The sequence below is a fragment of the Ferrimonas sp. SCSIO 43195 genome, from assembly GCF_023716685.1.
Classification (GTDB): Bacteria; Pseudomonadota; Gammaproteobacteria; order Enterobacterales; family Shewanellaceae; genus Ferrimonas; species Ferrimonas kyonanensis.
Genome location: NZ_CP072679.1, coordinates 1,277,070 through 1,299,286 on the forward strand (window position 1 = coordinate 1,277,070; position 22,217 = coordinate 1,299,286).

Here is a 22,217-nt window from a genome sequence, read left to right on the forward strand (position 1 = left end):
CTCGCGTTCGCAAGGGCGACACGGTTGGGGTTGGTGAGTGGCTCGGGCTTGTGACTGAGAGGTATCAACGCTACGCCGAGATTTAAAGGATTAAAGATCGTTGTGGTGAGTGTCGATGTAACCCAATAGGAGCTTTGACAGGCGCTAGGGCTTCGGCTTACACCTGGCAATGCTTGGGAGGCTGAACTCCTAGTGGTAGCAGGCAACCAATCAGGTTTTGCAGGGTTTTGATCTCCTGCATCCAGTGGTGTGCTACGTGCTGCTCAACCATGGCAGTTTGACGGGCCAGTTCGGTGTGGGCGTTCAACTGGCCGAGCAGACCGTTGGCGATCATTAGGCTGTTGGCGCAGGGCGTTTGCTCTTCGTAGCAGTGGGCAAGTTGGCTGGAAATGGCGATGACGGTAGTGGAGAGTTGCTGCCCCATGTCGGTACGTATGTCGTCCACAATGTGGTTGTGGATTTCAATCACCAGTTGGCAGCTGCGCTCCCAAACCGACAAAATGTGTACTCTTTGCATCAGGCGTCCCTCCTTGTGGATCGGCGCTGCTGTGCCAACGGGCATACCGTATTGCGGCGATAGTTGACATCGCAAGTCATCGGCTGCTGCTGGCATTGAGTCAGGCCGTCACCTACCTGTTGGCGACGCTCCGTTGTCGCCACTTAAGTGATAGTGTAGTTGAGGTTTTAGCTGTGCAAATAGAAAAGGACCCCGAAGGGCCCTTTTTTCACTATCTTTCTCCAATTAGAGGAGAAAATGGAGGCATTGGTGTTTATGCGGCGTTGCTGGGTTCGCGATCGCCCATCAGTTGTGAACCGGCATACGGGTCGTCGTACACCTCTTGTTCAAATTCGCCCTCGGACTTGGCCACAATCACGGTAACGGCGGCATCGCCGGTAACGTTGACGGCCGTACGTACCATATCCAGCAAACGATCCACACCCAAAATCAAGGCGATGCCTTCGACGGGCAGGCCCACTTGATTGAGCACCATGGCCAGCATGATCAGGCCAACACCGGGTACACCTGCGGTGCCGATGGATGCCAGGGTGGCAGTGATGATCACCATCACGTAGTCACCCAGAGTCAGGTCCATGCCAAACACCTGAGCAATAAACACCGTCGCTACGCCTTGCATGATGGCAGTACCGTCCATGTTGATGGTGGCACCCAGAGGCAGAGAGAAGGAACTGATGTTGTTGTGCACACCCAGGCGGTAGTTGGCGTTCTCAATGGTGACCGGCAGCGTGGCATTGGAGCTGGCGGTGGAGAAGGCAAACAGTTGAACGCTGCGCATCTTCTTCAGGAAGGTGATCGGACTCAGGCCAGTGAACGCCTTCAGCAGTGTCGGATAGGTCACCAGGCCGTGCAGGAACAACACGCCCAGCACCAGGAAGAAGTATTTTACTACGCTGCCGAACGTCGCCAGTCCCAGTGTCAGGGCCAGTTTCGCCATCAGCGCGAACACACCATAGGGGGCCAGCTGCATCAGAATGGTGACCAGCTTCATTACCACGGCATTGATGTCTTCAAAGAAATCACGAATGCGGGCGCCGCGCTCACCACTTTGAGAGATGGCTACGCCAAAGATGATGGCAAACACGATGATCTGCAGCATGCTGCCTTTGGCCATGGCGTCGATGGGGTTGCTGGGCACAATGTTGACCAGAACCTGGCTGAGTGGTGGCGCAGCCTTGGCGTCAAAGGCCAGGCCTTCGGCGGCCATGGAGGCATTCCCCGGGTGAACCAGAATGGCCAGGGTGATGGCCAGGGTGATGGCGATGGCGGTGGTGGTCAGATAAAACGCCAGGGTTTTTCCACCCAGGCGCCCCAGTTTGCCAGGATCCGACAGTGAGGCCGTTCCGCAAACCAGTGAGACGAACACCAGTGGAACCACCAGCATCTTCAGTGAGGAAACAAAGATGTTCCCCACCACGCTGAACAGGCCATCCACCAGATAGGTCTCGACCACCTCGTTGCCCGGCAGCAGCACCCGCAGGAGTCCACCAAGGGCGATACCGGTTAACATACCGATCAAGATTTTGGCGGTTAGACCCATTTTCTTTTGCATCTTTTCAGACATGCAACTTCCTTTGATAATTTCTATTTTTTATTTGCGGCCTAAGCCTAGCAAGATTCTGCTGCCGGAAAAAAGAGGGCAATTGTAGAAATATGAGGCGAGTTTAGCTCAAAGTGACTTTGATGTGGGTTCATGGTGGCGAACTCGTGACAACGGATTAGTCTTAATGATAACGGATGGATAATGGAATGCGCCGTTAATGTGACAGGGAGTCATGAGATGAATTTCGCCCCTCGCCAGATTTTTGTCTGCCTATTTCTGATTTTGTTAGTGAGTTGCGGTGGTGGAAGTGGCCTTCAAGAGGACACTTCAGAGTCTTCCCCTACTAGCTATAGCCTCAGTTTGCAACTGCTCGATTCGTCGGGTAATCCCATTCAGCAGATTCCTCAGGGAGAATCGGTGCAGGCGTCCGCCTTGCTGCTGGCAGATAATTTGCCGGTATCGGGGCGGGCGGTGGCATTCTCGGCCACCTCTTCCGCCATGGAGCAGCCCATCGATGCGCAAATGACCACTGACGAACAGGGACAGGCGCGGCTGCTGTTGCCGGCGGGCAGCCTTAAAGGCAGCGGTCAGGTGTCGGTGAGCTACGGCACTTCGGCCCAGGCCAGCAGGGATTTTAACGTTGCCAGCCTGGCGATGACGTTGTCGCTTGTGGGTGCCGATGGTGCAGATGTCCGCATTGTCAGTGCCGGTGGCGTTGGTCGTCTGCGGGCCAGAATCACCGATAACGGCGAGCCGCAACCTTTTGTTCTGGTTAGCTTTCGCTTGGACAGTGTCGGGGCTCTGAATCCGGGACTGGGAACCGCACTGACTGATGCCGATGGCATTGCTCAGGTGACGCTGCTGCCCGGCGTTAGCGCCGGAGCCGGATTGGTGTTTGCCAGTGCCGAGCATCAGGGCACCACGCTGTCTCAGAGTCTGTCGTTTTCCTCGTTGGGGGATGATGCCGGTGATGGCTCGGTGGGTGGGCAGTTGCAGCTGACACTGACAGGCAGCGTCAGTGGCAATCCGACGACGCGGGTATCTGCCGCCGAGCCCGGGCTGATTTCGGTCAGGGTGCTGGATGAGCAGCAGCAACCAGTGGTGTCCCGAGTGGTGAGTTTTAGTAGTGGCCTTGGAAATTTGCTACCGGCCAGTGGCACTGCGTTGACCGACAGCGACGGTCGAGCCTCGATTTTACTGCAGGCCGGCAGTGTGCAGGGGGCGGCAGAGTTGGAGGCCAGTTTTAATGGCCAGAGTGCGCGCCTCGGTTTTGTCACCTTAGGGGATGAGATCGATCCGGCACTGGTGGTGCCCGATATCCAGGTGCAGCTGTACGACTGCCAGGACAGTCCTGGTTGGGATCGTAACCTGAAGAACTTCGAGGCCTGCACCAGTACCACCAATATTACCAACACCCGGGCGGGGATCATCGGCATCGAGGTGACTCAAAGCGGTGGCATTCAACCTCTGGCACAGCGCCTGGTCAGTGCCACCACCAGCATCGGCGCCGTCAGCCCGGCGGCGGGCACTGCCATCACTAATGCGCAGGGGCGGGCGTTGCTGGATCTCTATGCCGATGGCGATGTGGGGGCCGGAGAGTTAACCGTAAGCTTGCAAAATCAGTCTCATACGCTGGCGTTTGAGGTAGGACGGGTCAGTGTGGATCTGGATGTTCAAACCCGATTGGGCAAGGGGGCCCTGCCTGCCGGCGGCAGCACCATTATCGAGGTGCGCATTCTCAATGGCGACGGCTCATTGGCACTGGATCAACCTCTGCAACTGGAGTTGAGTTCCCAATGCATGTCGGCAGGGCTGGCACACATCGATACACCCATTACGACGGTCGCTGGCGTGGGCCTGGCCACTTACCGCGCGGCGGGGTGTCAGGGGCAGGACTTGATCTCGGTCAGCGCCAAGACCGGCGGCAGTACCGTGGTGGGAGAGACCGAAGTGGAGGTCAGTGCCGCGGCCATCGGCTCATTGCAGTTTCTCGAGGTGTCGTCTTCCTTGCTGGCGCTGAAGGGCACCGGTGGCATTCAGGGCGGAGGCCTGCGCAGCGAAACTTCGGTGGTGCGGTTTCGCTTGTTGGATCGCAGTGGCAACCCTGCCGGCCAGCAACGACTCTGTTTTGAGCTCAGTACCAACGTTGGCGGGTTGAGTCTGAGCCCGGACCCCCTGCCTCAGGATCTGACCGATTGCCCCAATATCGATAACAGTAGCACCGAACTGACTCAGTACGCCGTGGGCGATACCGATGCCAACGGCGAGGTGGCGGTGACCGTCGGCGCAGGCACGGTGGCCACGCCGGTGAAGGTATTCGCCTTGTGGTCTGATCCGCAGAACCGCGACATCGTGATAGCCAATGTGTCGGATAACCTGGTGATAACCACCGGGCTGGCCGACGACAACAGCACCTCCTTGAGTGCGTCGGTTCTGAACCCGGAAGCGCTGAGTATTGACAGTCAGGAGGTGGACATTCACCTGCTGGCGGCGGATCACTTTAACAATCCGGTACCCGACGGCACTGCGGTGACGTTTCGAGCCGAAGGCGGCGCCATCGATGGCAGTTGCATCACCGGGCCTAAGGATGATCGCCCCAATCCGTCTGGCGGCTGCTCGGTGCAGTGGCGCAGCCAGAACGCCAGGCCCTTCTATGACGGTGCAGCAGCAGTGTGTCCTGATGGCAGTGATGCCACGCCTCCGTGTTTAGGGGCCACATTGGAGGCGCACTACCAAGGTGTTGGTTCAGTGATTGCCGAGCCTCGTCCGGGGCGGGCAACGGTCATGGCAATGCTGATTGGTGAAGAGAGTTTTGTCGATCTAAACGGCAATGGCCTGTTTGATGGTGCGCCGGAGACCTTCGTGGATTTGACTGAGGCCTTTATGGATGACAACGAGGACGGGCGCTATCGCAACTACCAGGCGGACGGCCTGGCTGCGGTAGGCAGTGTCCCAGCTGGTGCGGTGAATGAGGAGTTTGTCGATTACGATGGTGATGAGGCGTTTGATGGGGTCGACGGTGTCTATACCGGTTTGCTGTGCCACCCCGAGGCATCGTCACAGTGCGTGGATACCGGCCTGGACCTTGCTAAGGCGCAGTTGCACCTGCGCCGCAACCTGACGCTGGTGATGTCTGGCAGCGTGCCGTACGGCAAACTGCGCCAGTGGGGAAGTGGGGGCAGTTTAAACCCGGTCAGTGCCTTGGATCTGGTCACCAACAGCAAGGAGACCGTACTGCTGTTTTTGTCTGATGCGAATAACAACCCATTGCCTTACGGCACCACGATTACAGCGTCGACCTCAAATGGTGAGCTTGTTGGTGCGACCCAATACACCATGGGCAGTAGCAACTCGATGATTCCTTTGGTCTTTAGTTTTACGGTAGAGCGAGAAACAAACCCCAATGGCCGCTCCGAAGGGACATTGAGTATTCTGGTGCAAACGCCGCTCGGCAACCCGGCTTCGTTTTCTGTGGCCGTTGAAGACGGTGGCTGATGAGAGGAACCCAGTGTAGTTGAGGTTTTAAAGCCACTGGGCCCTCGCGTTCGCAAGGGCGACGGTGCGAGTTGGATGGGTTTGCGGTAAATCTGCTCTACCGTAGCGACGGCAGAGCTCAGCATTGGTGGTTACCACTCAACGCCCAATCATCCCTCTGTCGTGCCCGCGCACGCGGGTACCCAGTGTCTTTTTTTCACAATCAAATTCAAAGCCACTGGACCCTCGCGTTCGCAAGGGCGACGGTGCTAGTTGGTTGGGTTTGCGGTAATTGAGTCGTTACCGTGGTTTCAGCAACGCTCGGTATCGTTCGTTACCTTCGCACTTTAATCATCCCTCCGTCGTGCCCGCGTACGCGGGTACCCAGCGTCTTTTTTTCACAATCAAATTCAAAGCCACTGGGCCCTCGCGTTCGCAAGGGTGACGGTGCGAGTTGGATGGGTTTGAGGTAATTGAGTCGTTACCGTGGTTTCAGCAACGCTCGGTGTCGTTCGTTACCTTCGCACTTTAATCATCCCTCCGTCGTGCCCGCGCACGCGGGTACCCAGCGTCTTTTTTCACAATCAAATTCAAAGCCACTGGACCCTCGCGTTCGCAAGGGTGACGGGATGGAGGAGGTGACCCTCGCGTTCGCAAGGGTGACGGGATGGAGGAGGTGACCCTCGCGTTTGTAAGAGTGACAGGATGGAGGGGGGGGCCATCGCGTTCGCAAGGGTGACGGGATGGAGGAGGTGACCCCGGCGTTCGCAAGGACGACGGGTTTGAGGAAAGATAAAAAAACGCCTCTATATATAGAGGCGTTATTGAGTTTGGTGACGGGGACTCAGGCGAGGGCGCGCTGAGCCCGTTCTCCCTCTTTATATAGAGTGGCGATGATCTCATCGACGTCCCTTAGTACCCGTAACTGGCAGAAAAAGGGTTCGGCTTCCGGGTACTGCATGATGATATAACGCAGCCACTGCTTGATTCGATTGGGGAAATAGATCCATTTCTCGCCATCGATTTCCCGTTGAGCGTAATTGGCCATCAACGCCACCACCTGGTGCCAGTCGTACCGAGCCTGTTCTCCCCGGACCACTTTCGCCAGGTTGGGCACCGCCAGGGCGCCGCGACCCAACATGATGTCCTGGCAGCCACTCTGGTCGAGGCAGTTGAGGGCATCTTGTCGGTTCCAGATCTCACCATTAGCGACCACAGGAATCGACAGGGCCTGGGCGATGGGCTTAATCCGTGCCCAGTTGATTCGCTCGGCCCGATAGCCGTCGGCCTTGGTGCGGGCGTGAATGGCCAATTCGTCGGCGCCGCCGCTGGCTGCGGCATCGGCAATTTCCATGGCGTTGTCGCAACTGTCCCAGCCGAGGCGCACTTTCGCGGTAACGGGCAAGTGGGCCGGTACCGCGGCGCGCACCGCTTTCACGACCTGGTGCAGCTGTTCCGGAGTTTTCAGCATTACCGCGCCGCCATTGGAGCGATTCACGGATTTAGCTGGACAGCCAAAATTAAGATCAATGCCCGGAGAGCCCAGTTCTGAGGCAAAGGCGGCATTTTCCGCCATCCACTCAGGGGATTGCCCCAGCAACTGAACCCGCACCGGGGTGCCGGCCAGTGTGGCGCCCCCCTGGGCCAGTTCAGGGCACAGTCGACGGTACACTTTTTCAGGAAGGCATTGATTTACCACCCGGACAAATTCGGTGACGCACAGGTCATAGCCACCAATCTCGGTGAAAACCTGGCGCATCAATGGGTCCATGACCCCTTCCATTGGTGCTAATACGACTCTCATGACCATCAAAACGGATTAAAACTCAGGCGCGGGAGTGTAGCAGTTATGGCCATTTTCAGCATCCCTAACAGGAGTTTCTTGATTAATAAAGCAGCAAGATCAAAAAAAGTTGTTATATTGTGAAATAGATCCTGATGTGGCTGGGTCTCTTATCGTAAGCCAGCGAAATACGACGCTGGGTTAACAATGGTTTAAGCATCCGAGATATGAAAGGAAGGGTATTAAGATGAATTCAATGAAAAAAACCACTGTTGCAGCAGCGTTGGGCCTGTGTGTTGCTGGTACTGCCATGGCCGCGAATGCCGCCGATGCGAACCCGTTTGCCGCTCAAGAACTGACCTCTGGTTACCAGTTGGATGGTGACAAGCACAAAGAGGGTAAGTGTGGCGAAGGTAAGTGCGGCGGTGAAAAGAAAGCCGGCGAAGGGAAATGCGGCGAAGGCAAATGCGGCGGCGAAAAGAAAGCCGGCGAAGGGAAATGCGGTGAAGGCAAGTGTGGCGGCGAAAAGAAAGCCGGCGAAGGGAAATGTGGTGAAGGTAAGTGCGGCGGCGAAAAGAAAGCCGGCGAAGGTAAGTGTGGTGAAGGCAAGTGCGGCGGCGAAAAGAAAGCCGGCGAAGGTAAGTGTGGTGAAGGCAAGTGCGGTGGCGCAGCCTAACGCCATACAGATGCTCTGACACACCGAGTGAGGCTGGCGTGAGTCAGCCTCACTGCTATCCGGTGTTCAGAATCAGATTCATCGCCATTGAAGATTGGAGCCGAGAAAACTTCAGTGCGCAATGGCGAGCAATCTCAAACAATCACACCGCAGTAACGTGAACAGCAATGAGGAGAAAGGCGATGATCTCAGGGGCCGGGCTTGGATTAAAGCGAGAGATGGTTGAGGAGTTTGTGACCGAGGGCCTGCCGTCATCCATCAATTTTTTGGAGGTGGCTCCAGAGAACTGGCTCAAGGTGCCTCCCCGGTTGGCACGCAAGTTTCGTTCGCTGACCGAGCAGTACCCCTTTGTGTGTCACGGCCTGTCGCTGTCCATCGGTGCCCCGGCGCCTTTGGACATCGAGTTTGTCAAACAGGTGAAGCGCTTTCTCGATACCCATGGCATCGACCTGTATTCCGAGCATTTGAGTTACTGCTCAGGGAATGCTCATATGTACGATCTGATGCCGATCCCTTTCACCGAAGAGGCGGTGGATCACGTTGCGGCCCGCATTCGGACCGTGCAAGAGATCATCGAGCGGCCGCTGATCATCGAAAATGTCTCCTACTACGCCGAGCCCGGGGCTGAGATGGAGGAGGTGACCTTCATCAATGAAGTGCTCAAACGAGCAGACTGCAAACTGCTGCTGGACGTGAACAACATCTATGTGAATAGCATTAACCACAATTACGATGCCGATGAGTTTCTGCAAGGGATCGATGGCAGTCGTACCGCTTATTATCATGTGGCGGGGCATTATAAAGAGGCGGATGATTTTCTGGTGGACACCCATGGGGCGCCGGTGAATGACCCGGTGTGGGGACTGTTGCAGAGGGCCTACCAGCTTCACGGCATTCACCCCACCCTGCTTGAGCGGGACTTTAACCTGCCGAAAACCTCGGAGTTGGTGGGTGAAATTGATCGCATCCACGAGATTGCCGCCGACGTTAAAGGAGTGAAACAGAGCGCATGATCGATTTTAAAGCGTTGCAGCAGGAGTTTATGGCCCACATTCGTGATCCCCAGCAACCGGCGCCGCAGCGGGTTCCGGCTCCGCGGATGGCGGTCTACCGGGAGCTGATGCTGAACAACGTCGGCAGCTTCATCGACAGTGGGTTTCCGGTTTTGAAGTCGTTGTACAGCGAGTCCGATTGGCGGGCGCTGCGGGAACGCTTTTTCGCTCACCATGACAGTCACTCGCCGCTGTTTGTGGACATAGCGGCCGAATTCCTGGTTTATCTGGATGGGCTGAAACAACTGCAGCCGAATGATCCTCCTTATATGAGAGAGCTGGCGCATTATGAGTATCTGGAGTTGAAACTGGATGTGATGCCGGAGGCAGAGCATCAGCAACCGCTATCGGTGCAGGACGACCTGGTGACCACACCGCTGCTGTTGAATCAAGTCGCCGAAATCGGTCAATACCGTTATCCGGTTCAACATGCGGCCGCGCATCAGCGTGAGCTGGAACCGGTTGAGACTCTGTTGCTGGTGTATCGCAATCCGGAGCTGGAGATTGCCTTTATGGCGGTCAATGCCATGACCGTAGCGTTGCTGGCTCAGTTGTCGGTGGACAAACCGACGACTCTGGCGGCGATCATCGAGGCTATGCAGCAGCAGTTTGATCAGTTTGCTGCCGACGTGATTGAGCAGGGTGTGATCCAGATGCTGGGGCAGTTGGCCCGTTGTGGGGTGGTGGTCAAACCCTTGGGGTAATTTGCGACCGCTACTGAATCTAGGCTGAATTGGCGGTGAAGTTGTTTCAAACTTAATCAGATTTCGCCGAAATCTCTGCAACCGCTGTGATCGGCAGCACATCACCCTTGGATGGGGTTTCGTACCATGCGCCCATGATAATTGATGTTGGGTGCGAAGGATGACCAAGCGAATCATGGTAGTGGACGACAACGCCGCCAGTCGAGCGAAGATTGAGCAGGCGCTGATCGAGGCCGGGATGATGGTAATGACCGCCGAAAATGGCATGCAGGCGCTGTTGCTGGCGAAAAATGAAGCCATCGACGGCGTGGTGACGGATCAGGTGATGCCGATGATGGACGGAGCGCATTTGACCCGAATGTTAAGAGAGATTCCCGCTTACAAACGCATTCCCATCGTTCTGCTCACCACCGAGAGTGGCCGTGACTTTATGGAGCAGTTGGATGATTGTGGTGTGCCGGTATGGTTGGAAAAACCACTTACAGAACAAAAGTTAGCACTAATTGCGGCGGAAATGTTACATCCGTCTGTTGCAACCAAAACGAAAGCTGCTTAAGCTATAGCCGAAAAAGGTAGTAGTCATAAAGGCTCATCTGCTGAACCTTATTTCAGCAAGTGGGCTTTTTTATTGTGTTTTTGCCGCCACAATTGTGGCGAAATGGTAAAGCCGTAACCATGAACCAAGATAAACTGACGCTGATCAAAGACAGCATCAAAACCGTACCGGATTACCCGAAGCCAGGAATCATGTTCCGTGACGTCACCTCCATGATGGAGAGTGCCGAGGCTTTTACCGCGTCCATTGAACTGTTCGCTGAAGAGTTCCGCGACGCCGGTATCACTAAAATCGTCGGTACTGAAGCTCGCGGTTTCCTGTTCGGTGCGCCTTTGGCCATCGCTCTGGGCGTGGGTTTTGTTCCGGTACGTAAGCCGGGTAAACTGCCACGCAAAACCATCGGCCAGTCATACGAACTCGAGTATGGCCAGGACACGCTGGAACTGCACGTTGACGCCATCGTACCGGGTGACAAGGTGTTGGTTGTCGATGACCTGCTGGCAACCGGTGGCACCATCGAAGCAACCGTGAAGCTGATCCGCTCCTTGGGCGGCGAAGTTGATCACTCCGCTTTTGTTATCTCTCTGCCGGATCTGGGCGGTGAGAAGAAGCTGGAAGCGCTGGGACTGACAATTACCAAACTCTGTGAGTTTGAAGGCGATTAACAGTCTGTCAGCTAAGCCGGGTTTGATGCCCGGCTTTTTTGTGCCTGCTCTCCCGTGGTAACCTCTCTGTCTTGATGAGGCGATCCGCCTCCACTGGATTACGGGAATCACCATGGCATATCAGGTTCTGGCGCGTAAGTGGCGCCCGGCCAATTTCGAGCAGGTGGTGGGGCAGCAACACGTGTTGCGCGCCCTCACCAACGCCCTTGAGCATGATCGTCTGCATCATGCCTATCTGTTTACCGGCACCCGAGGGGTGGGGAAAACCAGTATCGCCCGGCTGTTTGCCAAGGGGTTGAACTGCGAACAGGGGATCACCGCCACGCCCTGTGGTACCTGCAGTGCCTGCCAGGAGATCAGTCAGGGGCGGTTTGTCGACCTGATGGAAATCGATGCGGCATCGCGCACCAAGGTAGACGACACCCGCGAAATTCTGGATAACGTCCAGTACCAACCGACCCGTGGCCGCTTCAAGGTGTACCTGATCGATGAAGTACACATGTTGTCTCGTCACAGTTTCAATGCCCTGCTGAAGACACTGGAAGAGCCGCCACCGCACGTTAAATTCCTGCTGGCCACCACGGATCCGCAAAAGTTGCCGGTCACGGTGCTGTCCCGTTGTTTGCAGTTCAATCTGAAAAGCCTGTCCAGCGAAAAAATCGCCGCTCACCTGGAGACCGTCCTTAAAGGGGAAGAGGTGGCGTTTGAACCTCAGGCGCTGAACCTGTTGGCACAAGCCGCCGATGGCAGTGTTCGAGATGCCATGAGCCTCACCGATCAAGCCATTGCCCATGGCAATGGTGGTATTGCCCTGGCGGAAGTGCAGGCGATGCTCGGCACTTTGGATAGCAGTTACAGCTTGAACCTGTTGCATGCTTTGGTCGCCGGCGATCTGCAGGGGGTGATGTCGACTCTGGCCGAGATCGACCAGTTTGCACCGGATTACGATGAGCTGCTCAAACAGTTGCTGGAGTTGCTGCACAACGTCGCCATGACCCAGTTTTCGGTTACCGCCAGTAAACTGCAGCCCCATTCGCAGGCGTTGTTGCAGTTGGCTACCCGCCTGAGCCGCGAGCAGGTTCAGCTGTGGTATCAGATGCTGGCGGAAGGTCGCCGGGATCTGCCGTTGGCACCGGAGCCACGCAGTGGGCTGGAGATGACCTTGCTGCGCACACTGGCATTTTCACCGGTAACCGAGATTGAACCTCTGGCGCCCGGATTGCCGGTTACGCCTGCGGCTCGGCCAGAGCCCCAGGCACCACAGGCTCCGGCGCAGTCTGAGCCTGCTGCGGCGCAGTCGGTTGAACCGGCACCGCAACCCGCCCCCCAGCCCGCTGTGCAGGCGCAAGAGTCAGAGCCCGATGCTGAGCTGGGGACTGCGGCGCCGTCGTCGCAGGCGCCGGGCAGTGATGATCCGCAGGTGTTGGCTGCCGAACAGCAGATGCTGATGATGCAGGCGCAACAGCTGCATGGCAATTTGGATTATGACGATGCCGAGGCGCCGATGTCGGCGGCGCAACAGATGGAAGAGTTACAGGCCCAGGCATTGAGCCCGACGCCGCCACAGCCCGCAGTGGTAGGGGACGAGGCGCCGAACTCGCCACCAGCGCAACCGGCAGCGGCCGCCGAATCGCCCATGAGCCTTTTAGAACGGGCCATGGCCAATCGCGAGCGGCTGGCGGCCCGGTCTCGACCTGCCGAGGATAACCCGTCAAAAAAGCCAAGCCCCCAGGCGGGGGCTGAACCCCGAAGCCAGAGACCGATTCCGCCAAAGCCCTCTGTCAGCCGGTCGCAACCGCCAATGGACGCGGTGCCAGAGCCTGTGACAGAGCCGGTGTCGGCGCCTTCGGAGTCGAACGCCGATTCGGCGCCGCCCTGGGATAACGAATCGACGCCAGCAGTGACGATTCAGGCCCCTGAGGCTGCTACGGCGCCTGCGGTGGAGTCCGGTACCGAGGTGTCGCCATTGGCACCACCGCCTTCAGTGCCACAGTCGGAAGCGCCTCAGTCGGAAGTGCTACAGTCGGAAGCGCCTCAGCCGGAAGTCGAACCGACGGCCGCCACCGTTGCTGCTGCGGATGTCAGCGGCCGCGCCGACGATCAACAGTGGTACCAGGCGATTTTTGAGCTTGGGGTGATGGCCCGTGCCAGGCAGTTGGCCATTAACTCGCTGATGGATCGACAAGGGGACACCATTCGTCTGTTGCTTAAGCCTGAACAGCGTCATTTAATGCATGAGTCTGTGGTCGGCCAGATCCGCGATAAAATGGTGGCGGTGTGGCAGGCACCCATCGAGCTTAAGATTGAGATCGGTGAGGATCGGCAGCGGGAGACGCCATTGGAGATTCGTCGCCGTCTGCATAAAGAGCGCTTGGCCGAGGCCAAGGTGAACCTGCTGGATGATCCCCACGTCAGTTGGATGATGGCAGAGCTGGATGCCGAGTTAATCGATGAGTCCATCAGCTACACTCAGGCTGAGAATAAGTGATCCAGTCTGAGTTTCTGAGCGGACGGAGTAACAAATAGTATTCGCCAACGGAGCTGAATCCGTTAACATAGCCCCTTTGTGGCTCAGTAAGTATAGAGAGAACCGAATATGTTTGGTAAAGGTGGAATGGGCAACCTGATGAAGCAGGCCCAGCAGATGCAGGAAAAGATGCAGCAGGCACAGGCTGAAATCGCCAACATGGAAGTGACCGGTGAGTCCGGTGCGGGCATGGTTAAGATCACCATGACCGGCAGCCACAGCGTTCGCCGCGTTGAGATCGATCCTTCCCTGATGGAAGACGACAAAGAGATGCTGGAAGACCTGATTGCCGCGGCCTGTAACGATGCAGCCCGCCGCGTTGAAGAGACCTCCAAAGAGAAAATGGGCGCTCTGACCGGCGGCATGAGCCTGCCTCCTGGCTTCAAAATGCCGTTCTAATGAAGTTCAGTCCACTCGTTGATGAGCTGATCAAAAGCCTGCAGTGTCTACCAGGGGTTGGGCCGCGTTCGGCGCAGCGGATGACGTTTCAGTTGTTGGAGCGGGATCGCGCCGCCGGCCATAAGCTGGGGCAGGCGTTGTCGGAAGCGATGGCCGACGTTGGCCACTGCCAACGTTGCCGAACCTTCACCGAGCAGCCGCTGTGCCCAGTCTGCGACAACCCCAAGCGCGCCCAGTCCGGGCAGATCTGCGTGGTGGAATCGCCGGCGGACGTGCTGGCAATTGAGACCAGTGGTCAGTACGACGGCCGTTACTTTGTGCTGATGGGACACCTGTCGCCTTTGGACGGCCTCGGGCCAGACGAGATCGGTCTGGATCGATTGGAGCAACTGTTGCTGGAAGAACGCCCTCAGGAGCTGATTCTGGCCACCAATCCGACGGTCGAGGGGGATGCGACGGCCCAGTACATTGCCGATATGTGCCGAGACACCTCGGTGCGCGTCAGCCGCATTGCCCACGGGGTTCCGGTGGGCGGCGAGCTGGAGTACGTCGATGGTACCACCTTGGCACTGTCACTGAGCGGACGCCGAGAACTGTAAGCTTAGGTCGCACCTTTTGTATAAAAAATCCCGCTGTTACTGGCGGGATTTTTTTTGTCTGTCTACACTGTTTGTGACAGTGTGTTAATAAATGTAAAAAATATTGGTGAAGTTTGCGCCCTGAGATTGAGGCGTGTTTGGGGACGACGTTATGGATGACGAAAAACTCTTCGATCTGATCGAGCGAGCGTACGATTGTGCCGTGGACGGCCAATGGAGCGCGCTGCTGGAGCAGATCTCTCCCACCTTTGGTAACTCAAAAGTCCTGTTATCCAGTGCCCGTCAAAACGGTCAGGGTTTGCATATGTTGTGCGGCACTCATGGCATTGATGATTTGGCGTTTCAGTATCTGGAGCAGATTGAATGTGACCCTTGCTATCAGAAGGCGAGGGCCTTGCCGGACACCAGCATCTGCATGGACATGAGTCTGCGCCAAAAGCTGGAACAGAGCCCGGTCAAGAAGTGGTACACCGAGATGGAAGCGGATTTTGCCATTGGCCAGGTGTTTAATGCCAGCCTAAGCCGGGCGGTGTTTGCCATGAACCGGCCTGCCCGCTGTCGGCAATATACCGCCCAGGAGCAGCAGGCGTTCGGGGTGCTGTCGGATCACATGAAAATGGCGATGAAATCGGCCCTGAGTATCGCCGATCTGGTTCATGAACGCCTGAGTCAATGGCAATCGGAACACATCGACAACGACAGCGCCCTGGCCATTGTTCGTCGTGACCGCAGCCCGGTGTACATGAGCGCGGCGATGGAGCGGATGGTGGAATCCTGTGGGCCGTTTTGTTGGAGCCGTGGCCGTTTGCAGCTGCAGGACAGTTGGCACGACTGTCGTTTGTTGAAAGCCCATGATCAGGCCATCAACGGTGCCGTATGCTCGCGGCTGGGAACCTCCATCGCTGTCGGCAGCCAGCGACTGCAGGTGGTGCCATTGTCTCGGGCTGTCTATGAAAACGCCAGTCTGTGGCTGATCTCCTAATTTCTTCCGGGAATTGCTTGAATTCGCTCTGGTCGTCCCCATCTGATTGTAAGACGACATTGATTGAGCGAACCCTAGGAGAACAACAGAATGTCCGTGCAACAGGAAACCCATGGCTTTCAGACGGAAGTCTCTCAGCTGCTGAAGCTGATGACCCACTCTCTGTATTCCAACAAGGAAATCTTCTTGCGCGAGCTGGTGTCTAACGCCGCCGACGCCGCCGATAAACTGCGCTACAAAGCCTTGTCCGATGCCGGCCTCTACGATGGTGACGGTGAACTCAAGGTTCGCCTGAGCGTCGATACCAGCGCCGGAACCCTGACCATCAGTGACAACGGCATCGGCATGAGCCGGGACGAGGTGATTGAGCATCTCGGCACCATCGCCAAGTCTGGCACCGCTGACTTTTTCTCCCAATTGTCCGGTGATTCTGCCAAAGATTCCCAGCTAATCGGACAGTTCGGGGTAGGCTTCTACTCCGCCTTTATTGTGGCCGACAAGGTGACCGTGCGCTCTCGAGGTGCATCACAGGCCGCCAGCGACGGGGTCGAATGGCAATCTCAGGGCGAAGGCGACTTCACCGTGGCCACCATCGACAAGCCTCAGCGCGGTACCGACATCATCCTGCATCTGCGCGATGACGAAAAAGAGTTTCTGGACGGCCATCGCCTGCAGTCCATCATCGGCAAGTACTCCGATCACATCTCCATTCCGGTAGAGATGTGGCAGGAAGGTGAGCCCGAGCGTGAGCAGGATGGCGAGACCATTGCGGCTACCGAAGGCCAGTGGCAGGCGGTCAACAAGGCCACGGCGCTGTGGACCCGAGGTAAGTCTGACATTTCCGAGCAGGAGTATCAGGAGTTCTACAAACACATCGCCCACGATTTTGAAGATCCGCTGACCTGGGTACACAACAAGGTTGAAGGCAAGCAGGAGTACACCTCTTTGCTGTACATCCCGTCACGGGCGCCGTTTGATATGTTCAACCGCGATCGCCAGCACGGCCTCAAGCTGTACGTACAACGGGTCTTTATCATGGACGATGCCGAGCAGTTTATGCCTCAGTATCTGCGCTTTGTTCGCGGCTTGCTCGACTCCAATGATCTGCCATTGAACGTGTCCCGTGAGATTCTGCAGGACAACAAGGTGACCCAGAGCCTGCGCACCGCCATGACCAAGCGGGTACTGACCATGCTGGAACGGATGGCCAAGAACGACGCCGACAAGTACCAGAAGTTCTGGAACGAATTCGGTAATGTCCTGAAAGAGGGGCCGGCAGAGGATTACAGCAACCGCGAGGCGATCGCCAAGCTGCTGCGTTTTGCCTCTACCCATACCGACAGCGATGCACAGACCGTGTCCCTGACCGACTACCTGGAGCGGGCCAAAGAGGGCCAGGACAAGATCTACTACATCGTGGCCGACAGTTATCAGGCGGCCAAGAACAGCCCACACCTGGAGTTGTTGCGTAAGAAAGGCATCGAAGTGTTGCTGATGTCCGAGCGCATCGATGAGTGGCTGATGAGCCACCTGACCGAGTTTGACGGTAAGCAGTTCATCTCCGTGACTCAGGGCGACCTGCAATTGGGTGATTCCGAGGAGGAGAAAGCCGAACTGGAAAAAGCCACTCAGGAGCACGAAGGTCTGCTGAGCCGCTTTAAAGACGCCCTGGGTGATAAGGTGAAAGAGGTGAAGTTGTCTCAACGCCTGACCGACTCTCCGTCCTGCATTGTCACCTCCGAGCACGACATGTCGAGCCAGATGGTGAAGATGATGAAGGCCATGGGACAGCCGGTACCTGAGGTAAAACCGGTATTTGAGCTTAATATGGACCATCCCCTGGTCGCTAAGTTAGAGCAGGAGCAGGATGAGGCTCGCTTTGGTAAGTGGGCGGAACTGCTGTTGTCTCAGGCGATGTTGGCCGAGCGTGGCAGCCTGGACGATCCGTCCGAGTTCGTCACTCAGCTGAACAGCCTGTGGTTGGAACTCTCCAAATAACCGATATTGACAGTCACAGCCGGAGCGCTGCTCCGGCCATTTAGGATCCGTACATGGAAGCATCCATCATCGAAGCGAATGCCCAAAATATTCAGCAACTGGTCGAGGCGTCTCAGAGCCGGCCAGTGGTACTGAATTTCTTCTCCCGTCAGGCTCCTGAGTGTGACCCCACCAATGCGCGTCTGACTCAGTTAGCCAATGAACGCCAGGGGCAATTTGTGCTGGCCAATGTCGATTGCGATGCGCAGATGGAGCTGGCTCAGTACTTCCGCATTCAGGCGTTGCCAACGGTGCTGGTGCTGAACCAGGGGCAGACCGTGGACGGTTTTGCCGGGCCTCAACCCGATGCCATGGTGGATCAACTGCTGGAGAAATACCTGCCGAAGCTGTGGCAACTCAAGTTGGAGCAGGCGCAGCAGTTGATGGCGCAGCAGCAGTTTGCCGAGGCACTGCCGTTGTTGCGCGAGGCTCAGACGGAGGAGGACAACGGGCCAGTGAAACTGGCTCTGGCCGAGACCTACCTGCAACTGGGGCGGGCATCGGATGCCGAGCCGTTGCTGGCAACGGTGGCCCTGGCGGATCAGGATGGCCAGTACACCTCATTGATGGCCCAGCTGGAGTTGGCGCTGGAAGCGGCGGATACGCCAGAAATTCGGGCTTTGCAGGCTAAATTGGATGCAAACCCGGACGACGTCAATGCCGTGGTGGCTCTGGCGGTGGCTTACAATCAAGCCGGTCGGCAGGAGGAGGCGTTGTCTGCTCTGTTTGTGATTTTGAAACGGGATCTGAGCGTTGCCGACGGTGAGGCTCGCAAAGTGTTTATGGACATCGTTAATGCCCTGGGGCAGGGCGATCCCATCGCCAATCAATACCGCAAAAAGTTGTACAGCTTGTTGTATTAATGGCGTGAAAACGTCATGCTGCGGCAAGCCGGTGATTCACCGGCTTGCCTGTTTTTAGCGCCATTGAATGCCTGCCTGCCACTGAGCCTAATTACCGTAAAGGTATAAAACTCAATCATTTTCGCTTGTTAGTGCCTGATTCAGCCCTGAATTAACCGAAAGTCTACCTTAACTGCCCTTCACATCTCGCCATGGCTGTGCCAAGATCGCCGGATCAGAGGTAAACGAAACTAAGAGAGGACAGTCAATGCGCATTATCCTGTTGGGAGCGCCGGGCGCCGGTAAGGGAACTCAAGCCCAGTTTATGATGGAGAAATACGGAATTCCGCAGATCTCCACCGGTGACATGCTGCGAGCCGCCATCAAGGCGGGTACGCCACTGGGTCTGGAAGCCAAAAAGGTGATGGACGCCGGTCAGCTGGTTTCCGATGAGATCATCATCGGTCTGGTGAAGGAGCGTATCGCTCAGGACGATTGTGCAAAAGGTTTCCTTTTGGATGGTTTCCCTCGCACTCTGCCTCAAGCGGATGCAATGAAAGAAAATGGCGTGGCGGTGGATCACGTGGTTGAGATCGATGTGGCTGACGAAGAGATCGTGAAGCGCATGAGCGGTCGTCGTGTTCACCCGGGTTCCGGCCGTGTGTATCACGTGGTGTACAACCCACCGAAAACCGAAGGCAAGGACGATGTCACTGGTGAAGACCTGGTGATCCGTGCCGACGACGAAGAGACCACCGTACGTAAGCGTCTGGCGGTGTACCACGAGCAGACCAAACCACTGGTGGACTACTACCAGGATGCCGCCAAAGCGGGCCTGAACAAGTACCATCGCCTGGACGGCACCGAAGCGGTTGCCGATGTGTCTGCCAAGATTGCGGACCTGCTGGCTTAAACAGCTGCAGTCGCCGTCGACTGGGGTCGGCCGCGAAGTGTGATTAAGATAAAAAGCCCGCTTTTGCGGGCTTTTTTTGTTATATATGAGAGTGATAATCTGAACGGAATTGAATGCCTTTCGTATAACAGCGAACTCACTCTCAGCTTGATGGACATCAGGGATATGCAAAACACCAAGACCGGCGTACTGCTGGTTAACCTCGGCACGCCTGAGGCCCCGACCGCCCCCGCCGTGCGTGCTTTCTTGAAGCAGTTTCTCAGTGATCCGCGCGTAGTCGATCTGCCGCGCTGGCAGTGGCAGCCGATTCTCAATGGCATTGTGCTGCGGTTTCGACCGAAGAAGGTGGCCAAGGCCTATCAATCGGTGTGGCAGGAGGGCGGCTCACCGTTGATGGTGATCTCCCGTGAACAGCAGCAGGCACTGCAAACGCGCCTGCAACAAGATTTGGGGCAGGCGGTGCCGGTTGCTCTGGGAATGACCTATGGCGCGCCGTCGATGCGCCAGGGCCTGGATGAGTTGCTGGAGCAGGGCTGCGACAAAGTGGTGCTGCTGCCGTTGTTCCCTCAGTACTCCTGTTCCACCTCTGGCGCCGTGTTTGACGCCATTGCCAGCGAGTTTGCTGGCATGCGGACCTTCCCTCACCTGCGGATGGTACGTGACTACCACGATAACCCCGCCTACATCGAGGCGCTGGCCAACAGCATTCAGACACACTGGAATCAGCATGGCCGCGGCCAGAAACTGCTGATGTCGTTTCACGGGGTGCCAAAACGCTTCGTAGAGGAAGGGGACATCTACCAGTCTCAGTGTCTGCGCACCGGTGAACTGGTGGCGGCCAAGCTGGGCCTGTCTGAAGGCCAATGGATGGTGTGTTTCCAGAGCCGCTTTGGCAAAGAGGAGTGGCTGACGCCCTATACCGATGAGACCCTGGAAGCCTTACCTGAGCAGGGCGTCAAGGCCATCGACATCATTACCCCGGCGTTCTCGGTGGACTGCTTGGAAACTCTGGAGGAGATCGCCATCGAGGGTAAGAGTGAGTTCCTGGCCGCCGGAGGCGAGGCGTATCACTTTATTCCCTGCCTGAATGCGGCGCCGGATCACATCGCGATGATGAGTGAACTGGTTCAGAAGGAGATGCAGAACTGGTAATTGCCACGGTCAACTGCTAGAATCGCCCGCCATTCCGGGGCGCACTTTGCGTCTCGGATTCGGGCAGTCCTGCCAAGGCGCGCGCAGGCGCGAGGCGGGGTCTACACTGCATGGATGATTCGCTATCAGCACGGTTGACGCGCAATGAAATTCCCTGGCCAACGCAAGTCCAAGCACTACTTTCCGGTAGATGCTCGGGACCCCCTCACCAATGAATTGAACCCGGTAATTCGTCCTAAACATACCCACATCACCGGTATTGACCAGACTCTGGTGGACATTGAGGCCAAGGTCGACGATGACTTCATCGCCCGCCATGGTTTGCGAAAGGGCAACTCGATGCTGATCGACGACGCCACTGCTCATGCTCTGTACGACGAGTTGAAGCAGCGGGCGCTGATCTCCAATGAATTTGCTGGTGGCACCATCGGCAACACCCTGCACAACTACTCCACCCTGGCCGACGACCGTTCGGTGCTGTTTGGGGTGATGAGTCGCAATATTCTGATTGGTAGCTACGCCTACCGCTATCTGTGCAACACCTCTTCACGGGTAGATCTGGACCATCTGGAGCCGGTAGAAGGCCCCATCGGCCGTTGCTTTACCCTGATCTCCGACTGTGGTGAGCGCACCTTTGCCATCTCCAAAGGTGCCATGGATAAGCTGACCCCGAATTACATCGATAAGGCTCTGGTTCAGTCCGGTGCGGCGCTGGTGTTGACCGCCTACCTGATGCGGGCCGGCGGCGATCCCATCACCGATGCGGCTATGGCGGCCATCGAGTACGCCAAGTCGGCGGGCGTACCGGTGGTGCTGACGCTGGGAACCCGCTTCCTGATCGAGGAGGATCCGCAGTGGTGGCAGTCCTTCATTGCCGAGCACGTTACGGTGCTGGCCATGAACGAGGAAGAGGCGGAAGCGCTGACCGGCGAAAAAGACATTTTGCTGGCGTGTGAGAAGGCGCTGGACTGGTGTGATCTGGTGCTGTGCACCGCCGGACCGGCGGGGCTGTATATGGCGGGTTACACCAGCGAAGAGACCAAGCGCGAGACGTCGCACACCCTGCTGCCAGGCTCCATTCCGGAGTTCAATCACTACGAGTTCTCCCGCCCGATGCGTAAGAGCGATTGCGCCGAGCCACTGAAGGTGTTCTCGCACATCGCCCCGTTCATGGGCGGGCCGGAGAAGATTCGTAACACCAACGGTGCCGGTGACGGCGCCTTGTCGGCACTGCTGCATGACATGGCGGCCAACTTCTATCACAGAACCAACCTGCCGACCTCCAGCAAGCACCGCTTCGATGGCCTGTGCTACTCCTCGTTTGCTCAGATCTGCAAATACGCCAACCGGGTCAGCTACGAAGTGCTGGCTCAGCACTCACCTCGCCTGTCTCGGGCACTGCCCGAGCGTGAGGACAGCCTGGAAGAGGCGTACTGGGAGCGTTAAACGCCACTCAGAACCCCACAGACCCTAAGACGCCTCAAGTTCTGCTTGAGGCGTTTTTTTATGCGCGAATCATTCGGTTCTATTCATAAGTGGTAAGTGGGAATTGGGGGGATGGAATGAGCTGAAGCCAAGCTGAACGAGTTGGAAGAAAGTGTTCCTGCCCGGTGGGGTTATCGTGATCGGGTCGGTGAAAGTGAATTTACACTGAGAAAGACAAAGGTTAATTGTTAGGGTTTGGTGAGTTGCTGGTGATGTCGGTGTTGGTTTGCGTGGCGGCGGGTGTAAATTGTTAATGGCAAAAGTGTAGGCTGAGCCACAAATTTCAGTTTGTTGTATACAATTCTCGGAAT

At 56.8% G+C, this 22,217-nt stretch carries 18 protein-coding genes; 15 read left to right on the forward strand and 3 right to left on the reverse strand.

The window, feature by feature from the left end; genetic code table 11:
* Positions 1-157 precede the first annotated feature (157 nt).
* Both J8Z22_RS06230 and J8Z22_RS06235 read right to left on the reverse strand, forming a co-directional pair.
* A complete protein-coding gene (locus J8Z22_RS06230; protein WP_252009509.1) occupies positions 158-517 on the reverse strand; it encodes a four helix bundle protein in 360 nt (119 codons plus the stop codon).
* A 253-nt stretch (positions 518-770) separates the two neighbouring features.
* On the reverse strand, positions 771-2,081 hold the full coding sequence (locus J8Z22_RS06235; protein ID WP_051252775.1) for a dicarboxylate/amino acid:cation symporter: 1,311 nt from the start codon (positions 2,079-2,081) through the stop codon (positions 771-773).
* Between the two features lie 339 nt (positions 2,082-2,420).
* Here J8Z22_RS06235 and J8Z22_RS06240 point away from each other — a divergent pair, with 339 nt between their 5' ends.
* Positions 2,421-5,555, forward strand: a complete 3,135-nt coding sequence (locus J8Z22_RS06240) for an invasin (RefSeq protein WP_252009510.1) — start codon at positions 2,421-2,423, stop codon at positions 5,553-5,555.
* Between the two features lie 823 nt (positions 5,556-6,378).
* Here the strand turns inward: J8Z22_RS06240 and dusC are convergent.
* A complete protein-coding gene (gene dusC / locus J8Z22_RS06245; protein ID WP_252009512.1) occupies positions 6,379-7,338 on the reverse strand; it encodes a tRNA dihydrouridine(16) synthase DusC in 960 nt (319 codons plus the stop codon).
* 235 nt (positions 7,339-7,573) lie between these two features.
* Between dusC and J8Z22_RS06250 the strand changes: the two genes are divergently transcribed.
* From J8Z22_RS06250 to J8Z22_RS06315, 14 genes are all read left to right on the forward strand, one after another.
* Positions 7,574-7,993, forward strand: coding sequence for a hypothetical protein (locus J8Z22_RS06250; protein WP_371878108.1), 420 nt, complete (start codon positions 7,574-7,576; stop codon positions 7,991-7,993).
* Positions 7,994-8,175: 182 nt separating this feature from the next.
* A complete protein-coding gene (locus J8Z22_RS06255) occupies positions 8,176-9,006 on the forward strand; it encodes a DUF692 domain-containing protein (RefSeq protein WP_245595606.1) in 831 nt (276 codons plus the stop codon).
* Complete coding sequence (locus J8Z22_RS06260) at positions 9,003-9,749, forward strand: DUF2063 domain-containing protein (RefSeq protein ID WP_252009514.1); 747 nt, start codon at positions 9,003-9,005, stop codon at positions 9,747-9,749. Before J8Z22_RS06255 ends, J8Z22_RS06260 begins: the two co-directional genes overlap by 4 nt.
* Before the next feature lie 160 nt (positions 9,750-9,909).
* Positions 9,910-10,305, forward strand: a complete 396-nt coding sequence (locus J8Z22_RS06265; RefSeq protein WP_051252772.1) for a response regulator — start codon at positions 9,910-9,912, stop codon at positions 10,303-10,305.
* 119 nt (positions 10,306-10,424) lie between these two features.
* Complete coding sequence (gene apt / locus J8Z22_RS06270; protein ID WP_028113791.1) at positions 10,425-10,970, forward strand: adenine phosphoribosyltransferase; 546 nt, start codon at positions 10,425-10,427, stop codon at positions 10,968-10,970.
* A gap of 112 nt (positions 10,971-11,082) precedes the next feature.
* Positions 11,083-13,458, forward strand: a complete 2,376-nt coding sequence (gene dnaX, locus J8Z22_RS06275) for a DNA polymerase III subunit gamma/tau (RefSeq protein ID WP_252009515.1) — start codon at positions 11,083-11,085, stop codon at positions 13,456-13,458.
* A 108-nt stretch (positions 13,459-13,566) separates the two neighbouring features.
* Entirely contained in the window at positions 13,567-13,896 is a 330-nt protein-coding gene (locus tag J8Z22_RS06280) for a YbaB/EbfC family nucleoid-associated protein (RefSeq protein ID WP_028113789.1), read from the forward strand.
* Positions 13,896-14,495: a recombination mediator RecR gene (gene recR / locus J8Z22_RS06285; RefSeq protein ID WP_028113788.1), complete on the forward strand. Its 600-nt coding sequence runs from the start codon at positions 13,896-13,898 to the stop codon at positions 14,493-14,495. Before J8Z22_RS06280 ends, recR begins: the two co-directional genes overlap by 1 nt.
* A gap of 151 nt (positions 14,496-14,646) precedes the next feature.
* Complete coding sequence (locus tag J8Z22_RS06290; RefSeq protein ID WP_028113787.1) at positions 14,647-15,477, forward strand: hypothetical protein; 831 nt, start codon at positions 14,647-14,649, stop codon at positions 15,475-15,477.
* A 90-nt stretch (positions 15,478-15,567) separates the two neighbouring features.
* Positions 15,568-17,475 (forward strand): molecular chaperone HtpG, encoded by a 1,908-nt coding sequence (gene htpG / locus J8Z22_RS06295; RefSeq protein ID WP_252009517.1) that lies wholly within the window; start codon positions 15,568-15,570, stop codon positions 17,473-17,475.
* 53 nt (positions 17,476-17,528) lie between these two features.
* Entirely contained in the window at positions 17,529-18,377 is an 849-nt protein-coding gene (locus J8Z22_RS06300; RefSeq protein WP_252009519.1) for a tetratricopeptide repeat protein, read from the forward strand.
* A gap of 247 nt (positions 18,378-18,624) precedes the next feature.
* On the forward strand, positions 18,625-19,269 hold the full coding sequence (gene adk / locus J8Z22_RS06305; protein WP_028113784.1) for an adenylate kinase: 645 nt from the start codon (positions 18,625-18,627) through the stop codon (positions 19,267-19,269).
* Between the two features lie 165 nt (positions 19,270-19,434).
* On the forward strand, positions 19,435-20,421 hold the full coding sequence (hemH, locus tag J8Z22_RS06310) for a ferrochelatase (protein ID WP_028113783.1): 987 nt from the start codon (positions 19,435-19,437) through the stop codon (positions 20,419-20,421).
* 144 nt (positions 20,422-20,565) lie between these two features.
* Positions 20,566-21,867, forward strand: a complete 1,302-nt coding sequence (locus J8Z22_RS06315; RefSeq protein ID WP_028113782.1) for an inosine/guanosine kinase — start codon at positions 20,566-20,568, stop codon at positions 21,865-21,867.
* Positions 21,868-22,217 lie beyond the last annotated feature (350 nt).

Excerpts from the sequence above, each read along its gene's own strand:
- recR (WP_028113788.1), top strand. The coding sequence starts at position 13,896 with ATGAAGTTCAGTCCACTCGTTGATGAGCTGATCAAAAGCCTGCAGTGT.
- J8Z22_RS06315 (WP_028113782.1), top strand. The coding sequence starts at position 20,566 with ATGAAATTCCCTGGCCAACGCAAGTCCAAGCACTACTTTCCGGTAGAT.
- apt (WP_028113791.1), top strand. The coding sequence starts at position 10,425 with ATGAACCAAGATAAACTGACGCTGATCAAAGACAGCATCAAAACCGTA.
- J8Z22_RS06260 (WP_252009514.1), top strand. The coding sequence starts at position 9,003 with ATGATCGATTTTAAAGCGTTGCAGCAGGAGTTTATGGCCCACATTCGT.
- htpG (WP_252009517.1), top strand. The coding sequence starts at position 15,568 with ATGTCCGTGCAACAGGAAACCCATGGCTTTCAGACGGAAGTCTCTCAG.
- J8Z22_RS06230 (WP_252009509.1), bottom strand. The coding sequence starts at position 517 with ATGCAAAGAGTACACATTTTGTCGGTTTGGGAGCGCAGCTGCCAACTG.
- J8Z22_RS06280 (WP_028113789.1), top strand. The coding sequence starts at position 13,567 with ATGTTTGGTAAAGGTGGAATGGGCAACCTGATGAAGCAGGCCCAGCAG.
- J8Z22_RS06290 (WP_028113787.1), top strand. The coding sequence starts at position 14,647 with ATGGATGACGAAAAACTCTTCGATCTGATCGAGCGAGCGTACGATTGT.
- dusC (WP_252009512.1), bottom strand. The coding sequence starts at position 7,338 with ATGAGAGTCGTATTAGCACCAATGGAAGGGGTCATGGACCCATTGATG.
- J8Z22_RS06265 (WP_051252772.1), top strand. The coding sequence starts at position 9,910 with ATGACCAAGCGAATCATGGTAGTGGACGACAACGCCGCCAGTCGAGCG.
- adk (WP_028113784.1), top strand. The coding sequence starts at position 18,625 with ATGCGCATTATCCTGTTGGGAGCGCCGGGCGCCGGTAAGGGAACTCAA.
- J8Z22_RS06235 (WP_051252775.1), bottom strand. The coding sequence starts at position 2,081 with ATGTCTGAAAAGATGCAAAAGAAAATGGGTCTAACCGCCAAAATCTTG.
- J8Z22_RS06300 (WP_252009519.1), top strand. The coding sequence starts at position 17,529 with ATGGAAGCATCCATCATCGAAGCGAATGCCCAAAATATTCAGCAACTG.
- J8Z22_RS06255 (WP_245595606.1), top strand. The coding sequence starts at position 8,176 with ATGATCTCAGGGGCCGGGCTTGGATTAAAGCGAGAGATGGTTGAGGAG.
- hemH (WP_028113783.1), top strand. The coding sequence starts at position 19,435 with ATGCAAAACACCAAGACCGGCGTACTGCTGGTTAACCTCGGCACGCCT.
- J8Z22_RS06250 (WP_371878108.1), top strand. The coding sequence starts at position 7,574 with ATGAAAAAAACCACTGTTGCAGCAGCGTTGGGCCTGTGTGTTGCTGGT.
- dnaX (WP_252009515.1), top strand. The coding sequence starts at position 11,083 with ATGGCATATCAGGTTCTGGCGCGTAAGTGGCGCCCGGCCAATTTCGAG.